Consider the following 12,529-nt stretch of genomic DNA (forward strand, 5'->3'; position numbering starts at 1 on the left):
TTCAGCGTTTCTCGATTCGGAAACCGAAACGCGGAAAGTGCACATGCACCACTCCGCCACGTTCGTCTTCACGGCGCAGGATCAGCTCCTCACGACCGGCAAACACCAGCTCGCCGGCAACGGGATCAACGCCGTAGTCTGTCGCTGCGATCAGCACCTGCTGACCTGCCACGAACCCGTTTGGATCAGTGAACATCTCATCCGGCAACGCTGCGGGCTTAGAGCTGCGCGCGATCTCCAGTGCCTCCTCCGAACTCATCTCGCTGGCCGCGCCATGACCAAAGCCGAGTACACGCCCCAGCCACGCCGACACTGCCGGATAGGCATCCACCAACGGCGCCGTCACGTGCGTGGCCTTGAGGAACCACAGTGGATGAGCCATGGCGAAGTCGGCAATCGACGGCTCGCCGAACAGGAAGTCACCGTCTTCACGCTGCAACTGCTGCTCCAGACGCGCCATGACAGTCGGCCAGTTGTGTTTGGCCTGCTCGGCCGAAAGCTTGGTCGCGCTGCCACCACTGAACAGTCCGGCCCGATCGGCGAGGAAGGCCTTGATCGCTTCCGGCGGCAACTTGCCGAAACGCACCGCCACCGACTCGGGCTGGAACACCAGGCTCACCGCATGCTGGAACACCACCGAATCGGCCCAGGCGGCGAAACTGGCAGCGATCATTTCCTGACCTCCCGGGAAGAACGAAGGCTGGGCCTTTTCCTGCTCGAGGCGACGGGCGATCAGCGCGGTGTCGCAATAGATGTCGGCGCCGATCTGCAGCACCGGGGTCTTGCGGTAGCCACCGGTCAGGGCGGTCAGGTCCGGTTTCGGCATCACCGGCGAGATGTGCACCGAGCGCCAGGACAAGCTCTTGAAACCCAACAGCAGCCGGGCCTTTTCGGCGAATGGAGAGGTCGGGTAATGATGCAGAATCAACTCGGACATGCTCGGCTCCGCCGCACAGAAAGTGAGCCAGCAGCTTAGCGCGCAATTCGTTCGCAGCCTACGGATCCGGCTGATGGGAACTGATCAGTCAGGTTGATAAGGCACTAAAAAACCGCCTCAGCCAAGGCTGAGACGGCTTCCCACATCAAGGACCTTACATCAGGTCATCGAAGTGATCTCGCAGGAACTCGTAAAAGCGAAACGCTTTGAACGACCTCCATACGAGGCTCAGAGTACGTAGCAAAAGCTTCATACATTTTGACCTCCGGTTGGGGGCCAAACCTCCAGCGTGCTTACCGGACCACGTACGCCTTCGGAATACACGCCAGTATATTCAGTGAGGCGGCCGACCAAGATCCCTCCGCACAATCATTCCGGCACGGGAGCAACCCCGTGTCAGAGGGCGTGAAATCGTTTCGCCGATCGACCAGACCTCAGTAGCTGCACTGGCATGCGAGCAAACGGATAGTAATCAGGTTTTTGCATCGCCGTTTAAACAAATGGATCCAGAACAGCTTTTTTCGAAATCGATGTTTCAAAGCTTGCTCGGTGGCGCAAAGGCGAATAGTCTTCAGCCACGCCAGTGTATTCAGTGAGATGCACCAAGCTCGGCCGCAAACCGATGCTTGCCGAAAAAGCCGCCCCGCAAAGGCGGTTTTTTTTCGCCTGCCGTTTGCCTGAGGCAGCGCCTTCGACATGCAGGGACTTCTACTGTCTGCTCCCGATCAATCAGGCCGATAAGACGCCACCAGACATTCCTTGGCACTCTTCCTGAGCTTCTTGATCAACCGCTCTTGACGCAACGCATCACCCTTGTCGCGACAACGCTCGGTGTAGACCAGCGCCATCGCCGGGCTTGAGAGAAAGAATCGCGCCCCTTTGCCACTCTGATGCTTGGCGAAACGGCGCACGGGATCATCGCTGATCCCGCAGTAAAGCGAACCATTGGCGGCGCGTACGAGGTAGACGAACCAGGACTTGCTCACTGGAACGTCGGCATCGGGAGGATTTTCGCTGAGGCTGGTCACGGGACAATTCAGGCGTAAGGAAAACAGGCCGCGATCTTATCAGCGACTCGCCTGAAATGCCTTCAGCCCTTTCAGCGCCTGGGCGCGGACGGCGTTGCGCACCAGCGGCGTCCAGCCCAGCAGCAGACCCTTGAAGCCCAGCGCCTGGCGGGACCAGCGCCACAGATCGAAGTGGTCGTGGTGTTCGCAGATCTTGCCGTCGCGGAAGACGAAGCGTGCCTGGATGTCGTTGATCACGATGTTGCCGGTCTGGCTGAACAGGTAGGTCGCCACCCAGTGGGCGCCGCCGCTGCGCTCGTCGGCGCGGACGTTGTCGAAGGTCAGGGAGAAGTCCTTGGCGCGAGTGGTGAGCATGCGCCACATGTCGCCGGCGTCGCGGCCGCGCAGCTCGCCGAAGGCCGGATCGCTGAACACCACGTCGTCGGTGTAGCAGGCGGCCATGGCCTCGGCGTCGAGGCGCTGGAAAGCCTGGTAGAAACGGGTGATCAGGGCACTGTGGGCTTCTTCACTCATGGGCAATCTCCAGGAAAGGTACAGATTGCCAGCACGATAATCTGCAAACGCCCGAAACACTATCGGCATTCGCATTCCGAATACCGACAGTGTGTGCGCATCAGACCTTTTCGCTTACTACCTGCACGTACAGCGCACGCCCGGCACCGAGGCCGGCAAGGATCGCTCCCGCACCGACGATGCCGAAGATCCAGCCCACGGCGTTCCAGCCTCCGGTCCAGTCGTGCACCACGCCGACCGCGAACGGCCCCATGGACGCGAGGGTGTAGCCGAAGCCCTGGGACATGCTCGACAGGTTCGCTGCCACGTGGGAATCCCGCGAGCGCAACACGATCAGGGTCAGCGCCAGACTGAACGTACCGCCCTGCCCCAGGCCCAGCAGGATCGCCCAGCCCCACAACCCTTCGATCGGCGCGTAGAGGCAACCGAACAGGCCGCCGAGGGTCAACGCCATCACCACCACGATCGCCAGCCGCTGATCCTTGCCGCGCGTGGCCAGCCACGGTGCCGCCAGGGAGCTGGCGAGCTGGATGATCACCGAACCGGACAGCACCAGCCCGGCCTGGGTCGGCGTCAGCCCGCGACCGATGAGGATCGACGGCAACCAGCCGAACACGATGTAAGCCAGCGACGATTGCAGGCCCATGTACAAGGTGACCTGCCAGGCCAGCGGATCCCGCAGCAGACCGCGGACCCGATAGGCAACGTTATGCGCGCCGTGCTTCTGGCCGATTTGCGGCAGCCAGAACACTGCCGCCACCAGCGCCGGAATCACCCAGAAGCCCAGGCCCATGGCCCAGCTGTGGTCGAAGTGTTCGCTCAGCGGCACGCTGGAACCCGCCGCCATTGCAGCGCCCAGGCACAGGGCCATGGTGTAGACGCCAGTCATGGTGCCGGCATGTTTGGCGAAGTCACGCTTGACGATGCCCGGCAGCAACACGCCGATGATGCCGATGCTCGCGCCGCCCAGCACGCTGCCGGCGAACAGACCGATTTCACCGAAATTGCTGCGCAGGATGATGCCGCCGGCCAGTGTCAGAAGAATCCCCAGGACCACCCGCTCGGCACCGAAACGCCGCGCGAGTATCGGGGCCAGCGGGGCGAACAGACCGAGGCAGAGCACCGGCAACGTCGTCAGCAATCCCGCTTGAGCGGCGGACAAGCCGAGGCTTTTCGACACCTCACTGAGCAGCGGCGCCATGCTCGACAGCGCCGGTCGCAGGTTCAACGCCACCAGGATCAGCCCCAGCAGCAACAGGCACGGGCGCCGTATCAGCGGATGGCTTTGCTGCACCTGCTCGTCATCGGCTTCGGCGTCGATCAACAACTCTTCGAGCTCGGCCTTGCGAACGGGTGCTGTGGAGACTTCTGGGCGGGACATGGTTTTCTCGGTTTCAAGGTTCATTGATCAACTGCCTCGACAGGGCTTTGGCCCGCTCCGGATCGCGCTGCTCGACGGCCTCAAGCAAGGCGACGTGCAAATCGAAGACTTCCTGTCGACGGGGGACGATGTTCAGGGTCTGGCGCAATTGCGCGCCGACGATGCTGGAAAAATAGCGATACAGCTCGCTGAGGGTCGGGTTGTGCGCGGCGTCCACCAGACGACGGTGAAACACCAGGTCGCAGCGGATGTAACTGTCGAGGTCGCCGTGATAGTGACTGCCGGCGACACCCAGCGCTTCGCGCAACGCGACGAGGTCTTCATCGGTCCGGCGCAACGCCGCCAGGCCGATGGCCTCGACTTCAAGGATGTGCCGGGTTTCCCGGGCCTGATCCAGCGAGCACTTGGACAGCGCCTTGAGCGTGTCCATCGGATCGACCACCGCCCGCAGGTAACTGCCGTCACCCTGACGAATTTCGATCAACCCGGAAAACGCCAGCACCCGCATCGCCTCGCGCACGGTGTTGCGGCTGATGCCGAGTTCGGCGCAGAGCTCGGGCTCGGTCGGCAAACGCTGACCCACCTGCCACGTGCCGTCGGTGATGCGCTGGCGCAGTTGATCCAGGGCCTGATCGACCAGGGATCGCTTAATAAGTGGAGAAATTTCTGACATTAGATTCGCCCTTTCATCCAATCATGGGATGAATTTTCTGACATGTTAGTCAGCTCCGTGTAGGACGGCAACCACCTAGGGTCAGAGAGAGGCAAATGGAGCGGGATTTTCGATTAGTCAAAATTACCCTTTAAGGGTAATTTCAGGGACAGGGTTTTGGTTTCTTATGGAAAAGAACACACCCCATTACGACTTGGTGGTGATCAAGGCTGAGGTCAGGCGACGGGGAAGACAGGCATTCACCAGGAGCGCAGAAAAAACCGGACTGGATCTCGGCTTCAGCATCATAGAGATGCAAGAAATCGTTTTCGAACTTCATAACAGGATGTTGTACAAGTCGATGACCACCTATGACGATCATCGAGTCTGGCAAGACGTTTATCACACGCACTCACACGATCTGGAGATTTACATCAAGGTGACATACCGCCCCGAAGGTGGCCCACCGGTAATCTCCTTCAAGGAGAAAAACCAATGAAAACCCGGCAATGTTTCAGCTGCGGTGCACGTGAGGGAATGACACATTTCGAGGGTCGCGGCGAAACCATCAGTGTCAAAGGCATGGAACGTCGTATCGATGACCTTGCTGGCTGGGAATGTCGCAAATGCGGTGAGGTCGAGTGGGACGCCGATACCGATAGTGCAGAACGCTACACGCAAGCCGGTGATGATCTGGTGATTGCTGCCCGACAAATGATCGGTAACGAGATGAAGCGCATCCGGCGCAAATTGCACCTGACGCAAAAAGAAACGGTGCAACTGCTGTCTGGTGGCGGACACAACGCATTTTCCCGCTATGAGCGCGGCGAAGTGCTTCCGCCGAAGGCGTTGATGCTGCTGATGCGCCTGCTCGATCGCTATCCGCACTTGCTCGCGGATGCGAAAGCCTTGGGTGAAGGGGCGGATCTGAGGAACGCCTTCAAGTATACCGAGCACAAAGAACACGGAACCCTCACCGTGTCCTGATCCCCAAAAAACAAACCCGGCACAAGGCCGGGTTGGTTTTATTCATCAGATCTCAATGCAGGATCTGACTCAGGAACAGCTTCGTCCGATCATTTTGCGGATTGTCGAAGAAGTCGTTCGGTGCCGCCTGTTCAACGATTTCACCCTTGTCCATGAAGATCACGCGGTTGGCCACGGTGCGGGCGAAGCCCATTTCGTGGGTTACGCAGAGCATGGTCATGCCGTCTTCGGCCAGGCCGATCATGGTGTCGAGTACTTCTTTCACCATCTCCGGGTCGAGTGCCGAGGTCGGTTCGTCGAACAGCATGATTTTCGGTTTCATGCACAGCGCGCGAGCGATTGCCACACGCTGCTGCTGACCGCCGGACAGTTGCCCCGGGTACTTGTGCGCCTGCTCCGGAATGCGTACGCGTTCCAGGTAATGCATGGCGATTTCCTCAGCCTTGCGCTTGGGCATCTTGCGCACCCACATCGGCGCCAGGGTGCAGTTCTGCAGGATGGTCAGGTGCGGGAACAGGTTGAAGTGCTGGAACACCATGCCGACTTCACGGCGGATCGCTTCGATCTGCTTGAGGTCGTTGGTCAGCTCCACGCCATCGACCACGATGCGGCCCTGCTGGTGCTCTTCCAGACGGTTGAGGCAGCGGATGGTGGTGGATTTGCCGGAACCCGACGGACCGCACAGCACGATACGCTCGCCCTGACGCACGTTGAGGTTGATGTCTTTCAGCACGTGGAACTGGCCGTACCACTTGTTCACGCCCTGCATCTGAATGATGCCTTCAGGGCCCACTGGCTTTTTGATTGCTTCGCTCATCGAAAAAACTCCTAACGCTTGTGGCCAGTGTCGAGCTTGCGTTCCAGGTGCATGGAATAGCGCGACATGCCAAAACAGAAAATCCAGAACACCAGGGCGGCGAACACGTAGCCTTCGGTGGCCATGCCCAGCCATTTCGGATCGGCAGCGGCTTGCTTGACGCTGTTGAGCAGGTCAAAGAGGCCGATGATGATCACCAGGCTGGTGTCCTTGAACAGCGCGATGAAGGTGTTGACGATGCCGGGAATTACCAGCTTCAGGGCCTGCGGCAGAATCACCAGGCCCATGGCGCGCCAGTAACCGAGGCCCATCGCGGCCGCGGCTTCGTACTGGCCCTTGGGGATCGCTTGCAGACCGCCGCGCACCACTTCGGCGACGTACGCCGACTGGAACAGGATCACGCCGATCAGCGCCCGCAGCAGTTTGTCGAAGTTCATGCCTTCGGGCAGGAACAGCGGCAGCATCACCGAGGACATGAACAGCACCGTGATCAACGGCACGCCGCGCCAGAACTCGATGAAGGTCACGCAGACCACACGGATCGCCGGCATGTTCGAGCGTCGGCCCAGCGCCAGGACAATCCCCAACGGCAACGCACCGGCGATGCCGACAGTGGCGATCACCAGGGTCAGCATCAGACCGCCCCACTGACTGGTCGCCACGGTGTCGAGGCCGAAGACGCCGCCATGCAGCAGGCACCAGGCAACGATCGGGTAGACCACCAGGAAGCTCAGGCCGTACACCGCCTTGTGCGCCACGCGCTTGATGAACAGAGGCGCAACGCCGATGACCGCCAGCCACACCGTCAGGTCCACGCGCCAGCGCAGTTCCGGCGGGTAGTAGCCGTACATGAACTGGCCGAAACGCTGCTGGATGAAGACCCAGCAGGCGCCGTCCTTGGTGCAGTCGGCGCGGGTGGTGCCGACCCAGTTGGCATCGATGATCGCCCAACTGAGGATCGGCGGAATCACCAGGTAGATCAGGTAGAACGCGAACAGGGTCAGCAGGGTGTTGAGCCAGCTGGAGAACATGTTCGCGCGGATCCACGCCATCGGGCCGAAGACCTTGGCCGGCGGTGGCATGTCGGGTTTGAAAGTATGAGTACTCATGCGCTATTCCTTACCGCTCGATCAGCGCGATGCGCTTGTTGTACCAGTTCATCAGCAGGGAAATGCTGATACTGATCGCCAGGTACACGCTCATGGTGATGGCAATGACTTCGATCGCCTGACCGGTCTGGTTCAGCACGGTGCCGGCGAACAGCGAAACCATTTCCGGATAACCGATACCGGCCGCCAGCGAGGAGTTCTTCGCCAGGTTCAGGTATTGGCTGGTCAGCGGCGGGATGATGACCCGCAGCGCTTGCGGAATGATCACCTTGCGCAGGGTCGGGCCGTTGCGCAGGCCGAGCGAATGCGCCGCCTCGGTCTGGCCATGGCTGACCGACTTGATGCCCGAACGCACGATCTCGGCGATGAACGCCGCGGTGTACACCGTCAGCGCCAGGGTCAAGGCCAGCAGTTCCGGAATCAGCACCCAGCCACCGACGAAGTTGAAGCCTTGCAGCTTCGGCATTTCCCAGTGCACGGGGGCACCGAAGATCAGCGCGCACACCGCCGGGATCACCAGGAACAGCGCCAGGCCGACCCAGAACTTGTGGAACGGCTCGCCGGTGGCTTCGAAGCGCTTGTTGGCCCAGCGGCTCATCAGCACGATGGCGACGATGGCCACCACGATGCTGACCACGAACGCCCAGAAGCCGTCGGCCATTTGCGCGGCCGGCATGTTCAGGCCACGGCTGCTGACGAAGAAGGTATCGCCGAAGTTGTGGCTGTTGCGCGGCCCCGGCATGGTCAGGAACACCGCGAAATACCAGAACAGGATTTGCAGCAGTGGCGGGATGTTACGGAAAACCTCCACGTACACCGTTGCCAGTTTGGCGATGATCCAGTTCTTCGACAGGCGCGCCACGCCGACGATGAAGCCGAGGATCGTGGCCAGGATCACGCCAATGAAAGTCACCAGCAGCGTGTTGAGCAGGCCGATGACAAACACCCGGGCATAGCTGTCCGCTTCGGTGTAGGAGATCAGGTGTTGAGCGATGCCGAACCCGGCACTACGCTCCAGAAAGTCGAACCCCGAAGTAATACCCCGGTGTTGCAGGTTGGTCTGGGTGTTATCGAACAGATACCAGCCCAGGGAGACCACCGCCACGATGGTGATGATCTGAAATACCCACGCACGCACTCGTGGATCGCTGAGGCTGAGCCTCTGCTTTGGTGCGCCGATTGAATTTTGCATGAAGTGCCCCGGAAATAATGGAACAGAACGTCACCCGGCAGTTGGCCTGCCGGGTGACAGAACCATCAGCGCACTGGTGGTGCGTATTGAATGCCGCCGTTGTTCCACAGCGCGTTCAGGCCGCGGTCGATTTCCAGCGGAGTGCTCTTGCCGAGGTTTTTCTCGAAGATTTCGCCGTAGTTGCCGACTTGCTTGACGATCTGTACGACCCAGTCCTTCGGCAGTTTCAGGTCTTTGCCGTATTCGCCGTCTGCGCCGAGCATACGAGCGACATCCGGGTTCTTGGTCGCTTTGGCTTCAGCTTCGACGTTCTTCGAAGAGATGCCCGCTTCTTCGGTGTTCAGCAGCGCGTAGCCAACCCAACGCACGATGGCCAGCCACTCGTCGTCGCCGTTACGTACGACCGGGCCCAGAGGTTCCTTGGAAATGGTTTCCGGCAGAACCACGTAGTCCTTCGGCGAAGCCAGCTTGCTGCGCTGGGCGAACAGCTGGGACTTGTCGGAGGTCAGCACGTCGCAACGACCGGATTCCAGCGACTTGGCGCTTTCATCGGAGGTGTCGAAAGTGATCGGGGTGTATTTCAGACCGTTGCCGCGGAAGTAGTCGGAAACGTTCAGCTCGGTGGTGGTACCGGCCTGGATGCAGATGGTTGCACCGTCCAGCTCTTTGGCACTCTTCACGCCCAGCTTGTTGTTTACCAGGAAGCCGATGCCGTCGTAGTAGGTAATGAAGCCCGGGAATTTCAGGCCCATGCCCGCGTCACGGGAGCTGGTCATGGTGGTGTTGCGCGACAGGATGTCGATCTCGCCCGACTGCAGAGCGGTGAAACGCTCCTTGGCGTTCAACTGACTGAACTTGACCTTGGTCGCATCGCCGAACACGGCAGCGGCCACGGCGCGGCAGACGTCAGCATCGATACCCACGATTTTGCCGGTGGAATCCGGAACCGAGAAGCCTGGCAAGCCATCGCTGACGCCGCACTGCACGAATCCTTTCTTCTTCACTGCATCCAGGGTTGCACCCGCCTGAGCGAACCCGCTGACACCCAGTACTGCAGCAGCAGTCACGATCGCCAGAGTGGATTTCAACATCTTCATTCAAACCTCCAGTTTTGCTCTTGTTGTGTCGGAGCTTGAGTCCAGTCGCACCCTTTTGAGGCGTTGTTGACCCGTGTTGGCTTTTTTTGGGGTCAACCGACGCAGGACCTTCGCTATGAGTCTAGTAGGAGAAAATCCACATCATGGACAACTCACTTCTCACCAGTCGGCCGAACGGGCGGTAGCCCTTTCACGTTCGCTAAGCCCGTTGCGGCCATTGGCGAACATCCATCACCGGATTCTTTGCTATCCCGTCGTCGGTCGTACACTGATAGTGTTACCGCCAGGCGTGGGAAGTTTCTTACAATCTTCCCCATAGCAAAGCCCGTACCACACAGCTCACCGAAGCGATTGAGCGACAGGTCAATAGCAAAACTTGTAGCCTTGCGACATCTTCTTAACGGATCAACCGGGCGCGCACGCAAATCACGCACTCAATGAGAGCGCCCGCACACAATTGGAGCAGCCATGACCGAGCCCTTGATTCTTCAGCCTGTTAAGCCCGCAGACGCCTGCGTGATCTGGCTGCACGGCCTCGGCGCCGACCGCTACGACTTTCTGCCGGTGGCCGAAGCGCTTCAGGAAAGCCTGCTGAGCACGCGTTTCGTCCTGCCCCAGGCGCCGACCCGCCCGGTGACGATAAATGGCGGATATGCCATGCCGAGCTGGTACGACATCAAAGCCATGAGCCCGGCCCGGGCGATCGACCGCGATGAGCTGGAAGCGTCCGCCGACCGCATCATCGAATTGATCGAAGAACAGCGAAGCAGCGGAATAGACGCCTCGCGGATTTTCCTCGCCGGTTTCTCCCAAGGTGGCGCCGTGGTCTATCACACCGCGTTTCTGAAATGGCAGGGGCCGCTGGGCGGGGTGCTGGCATTATCGACATACGCGCCGACCTTCAGTGATGAACTGGAGTTGTCCGCCAGCCAGCAGCGGATTCCGGTGCTGTCGCTGCACGGCCAGTTCGACAACGTGGTGCAGAACTCGATGGGACGCACGGCTTATGAGTATCTCAAGGCCCATGGTGTCACCGTGACATGGCAGGAATACCCAATGGAGCACGAAGTGTTACCCGAAGAAATTCGCGACATCGGCACATGGTTGAGCGAACGCCTGCGCTGACAACTCCGCCAAGGCTCGCCCTTTGATCATCCCACTACGCCGCGCCCGTTTCTTGCATTACACTGGCCGGCGTACATTCCTTAACCAATTGATGAGATGACCGTGCTCAAAGCACTCAAGAAAATGTTCGGTAAAAGCGAGGCTGAGCAGCTCGCGCCAGTCCCCACTGCGCCGTCGCACGCCCCCGGTCATCGCAGCGATGCCAGCCAGGCCGACCGCCAGACGCCCGCCACGACGGCCCAACGCGAACCGAAACCCGCTCCAGCTGCCGCCCCCGCCACCGAGCCGGCCCGCAGCGAAGCACCGAAACCGGCCAAACCACGTCGCGAACCCAAGCCCAAGGCGCCGGTGATTCCCTGGAAACTCGAAGACTTCGTCGTCGAGCCGCAGGAAGGCAAGACCCGCTTCCACGATTTCAAGCTCGCCCCGGAACTGATGCACGCCATCCACGATCTGGGTTTCCCGTATTGCACGCCGATCCAGGCTCAGGTGCTGGGTTATACCCTCGCTGGCAAAGACGCCATTGGCCGCGCCCAGACCGGCACCGGCAAGACCGCCGCGTTCCTGATCTCGATCATCACCCAGCTGCTGCAGACCCCGCCGCCGAAAGAACGCTACATGGGCGAGCCACGGGCGCTGATCATCGCGCCGACCCGCGAGCTGGTGGTGCAGATCGCCAAGGACGCCGCCGACCTGACCAAGTACACCGGCCTCAACGTCATGACGTTCGTTGGCGGCATGGACTTCGACAAGCAGCTCAAGCACCTCGAAGCGCGCCATTGCGACATCCTCGTCGCGACCCCGGGCCGCCTGCTCGACTTCAACCAGCGCGGTGACGTGCATCTGGACATGGTCGAAGTGATGGTGCTGGACGAAGCCGACCGCATGCTCGACATGGGTTTCATCCCGCAGGTCCGGCAGATCATTCGGCAGACCCCGCCGAAAAGCGAACGCCAGACCCTGCTGTTCTCCGCGACCTTCACCGATGACGTGATGAACCTCGCCAAGCAGTGGACCACCGATCCTGCGATCGTCGAAATCGAAGTCACCAACGTGGCCAACGAAAACGTCGAACAGCACATCTACGCGGTGGCCGGTGCCGACAAATACAAACTGCTCTTCAACCTGGTCAACGACAACGGCTGGGAGCGTGTGATCGTGTTCGCCAACCGCAAGGACGAAGTGCGCCGCATCGAAGAACGCCTGGTGCGTGACGGCATCAACGCCGCGCAACTGTCCGGCGACGTGCCGCAGCACAAGCGAATCAAGACCCTCGAAGGCTTCCGCGAAGGCAAGATCCGCGTTCTGGTCGCCACCGACGTGGCCGGTCGCGGTATCCACATCGACGGCATCAGCCACGTGATCAACTTCACCCTGCCGGAAGTCCCGGACGACTACGTGCACCGTATCGGCCGTACCGGTCGTGCTGGCGCCGACGGCGTGTCGATCAGCTTCGCCGGTGAAGACGACTCCTATCAGTTGCCGTCCATCGAAGAAAAACTCGGTCGCAAGATCAGCTGCGAAACGCCGCCGACCCATCTATTGCGGGCGGTTGAGCGCAAGCGTCCACAATAAGCGACGCCATAAAGAGAGGCGCAGCCGGCAACGGACTGCGCTTTTTTTTGGTTCTTCACGGAATCCCGGGAAACACAGAAACAAGAACGCCGATTTGATTGATGATGTTCGTGCGA

The 12,529-nt window shown here is 60.2% G+C and carries 13 protein-coding genes; 4 read left to right on the top strand and 9 right to left on the bottom strand.

Annotated elements, in window-relative coordinates:
• Window position 1 precedes the first annotated feature (1 nt).
• The 5 genes from AC1RT4_RS13605 to AC1RT4_RS13625 all read right to left on the bottom strand — a co-directional run bounded on the left by AC1RT4_RS13605 (window position 2) and on the right by AC1RT4_RS13625 (window position 4,532).
• Entirely contained in the window at window positions 2-937 is a 936-nt protein-coding gene (locus tag AC1RT4_RS13605) for a glutathione S-transferase family protein (RefSeq protein WP_493085673.1), read from the bottom strand.
• Window positions 938-1,662: 725 nt separating this feature from the next.
• On the bottom strand, window positions 1,663-1,965 hold the full coding sequence (locus AC1RT4_RS13610; RefSeq protein ID WP_085690619.1) for a GIY-YIG nuclease family protein: 303 nt from the start codon (window positions 1,963-1,965) through the stop codon (window positions 1,663-1,665).
• Window positions 1,966-2,004: 39 nt separating this feature from the next.
• The gene (locus AC1RT4_RS13615; protein WP_085608154.1) at window positions 2,005-2,478 is read right to left on the bottom strand and encodes a nuclear transport factor 2 family protein; all 474 of its coding nucleotides are present in this window, start codon (window positions 2,476-2,478) and stop codon (window positions 2,005-2,007) included.
• A 100-nt stretch (window positions 2,479-2,578) separates the two neighbouring features.
• Window positions 2,579-3,883, bottom strand: a complete 1,305-nt coding sequence (locus tag AC1RT4_RS13620) for a CynX/NimT family MFS transporter (RefSeq protein ID WP_493085676.1) — start codon at window positions 3,881-3,883, stop codon at window positions 2,579-2,581.
• The gene (locus AC1RT4_RS13625; RefSeq protein WP_115076638.1) at window positions 3,873-4,532 is read right to left on the bottom strand and encodes a FadR/GntR family transcriptional regulator; all 660 of its coding nucleotides are present in this window, start codon (window positions 4,530-4,532) and stop codon (window positions 3,873-3,875) included. The genes AC1RT4_RS13620 and AC1RT4_RS13625 overlap by 11 nt, the downstream gene beginning before the upstream one ends.
• Before the next feature lie 166 nt (window positions 4,533-4,698).
• On the opposite strand from AC1RT4_RS13625, the gene AC1RT4_RS13630 reads away from it, so the two are divergent.
• Window positions 4,699-5,010 carry a type II toxin-antitoxin system MqsR family toxin gene (locus AC1RT4_RS13630; protein ID WP_493085678.1) on the top strand — a complete coding sequence of 104 codons (312 nt, stop codon included), beginning with the start codon at window positions 4,699-4,701 and terminating at the stop codon, window positions 5,008-5,010.
• Window positions 5,007-5,498, top strand: a complete 492-nt coding sequence (locus AC1RT4_RS13635) for a type II TA system antitoxin MqsA family protein (RefSeq protein ID WP_493085680.1) — start codon at window positions 5,007-5,009, stop codon at window positions 5,496-5,498. The genes AC1RT4_RS13630 and AC1RT4_RS13635 overlap by 4 nt, the downstream gene beginning before the upstream one ends.
• A gap of 52 nt (window positions 5,499-5,550) precedes the next feature.
• On the opposite strand, the gene AC1RT4_RS13640 is transcribed toward AC1RT4_RS13635, so the two are convergent.
• From AC1RT4_RS13640 to AC1RT4_RS13655, 4 genes are all read right to left on the bottom strand, one after another.
• On the bottom strand, window positions 5,551-6,315 hold the full coding sequence (locus tag AC1RT4_RS13640) for an amino acid ABC transporter ATP-binding protein (RefSeq protein WP_007957337.1): 765 nt from the start codon (window positions 6,313-6,315) through the stop codon (window positions 5,551-5,553).
• Between the two features lie 11 nt (window positions 6,316-6,326).
• Window positions 6,327-7,424: an amino acid ABC transporter permease gene (locus AC1RT4_RS13645; protein ID WP_007957335.1), complete on the bottom strand. Its 1,098-nt coding sequence runs from the start codon at window positions 7,422-7,424 to the stop codon at window positions 6,327-6,329.
• Window positions 7,425-7,434: 10 nt separating this feature from the next.
• Window positions 7,435-8,616, bottom strand: a complete 1,182-nt coding sequence (locus tag AC1RT4_RS13650) for an amino acid ABC transporter permease (RefSeq protein ID WP_493085683.1) — start codon at window positions 8,614-8,616, stop codon at window positions 7,435-7,437.
• A 65-nt stretch (window positions 8,617-8,681) separates the two neighbouring features.
• Window positions 8,682-9,713, bottom strand: coding sequence for an amino acid ABC transporter substrate-binding protein (locus AC1RT4_RS13655; protein ID WP_007957332.1), 1,032 nt, complete (start codon window positions 9,711-9,713; stop codon window positions 8,682-8,684).
• 468 nt (window positions 9,714-10,181) lie between these two features.
• Here AC1RT4_RS13655 and AC1RT4_RS13660 point away from each other — a divergent pair, with 468 nt between their 5' ends.
• Together AC1RT4_RS13660 and rhlB are read left to right on the top strand one after the other, a co-directional pair.
• Window positions 10,182-10,838: an alpha/beta hydrolase gene (locus tag AC1RT4_RS13660; protein ID WP_085690612.1), complete on the top strand. Its 657-nt coding sequence runs from the start codon at window positions 10,182-10,184 to the stop codon at window positions 10,836-10,838.
• A 96-nt stretch (window positions 10,839-10,934) separates the two neighbouring features.
• Window positions 10,935-12,413, top strand: a complete 1,479-nt coding sequence (gene rhlB, locus AC1RT4_RS13665; RefSeq protein ID WP_493085686.1) for an ATP-dependent RNA helicase RhlB — start codon at window positions 10,935-10,937, stop codon at window positions 12,411-12,413.
• Window positions 12,414-12,529: the final 116 nt, after the last annotated feature.

This window comes from Pseudomonas sp. GW821-FHT11D10 (assembly GCF_058808435.1).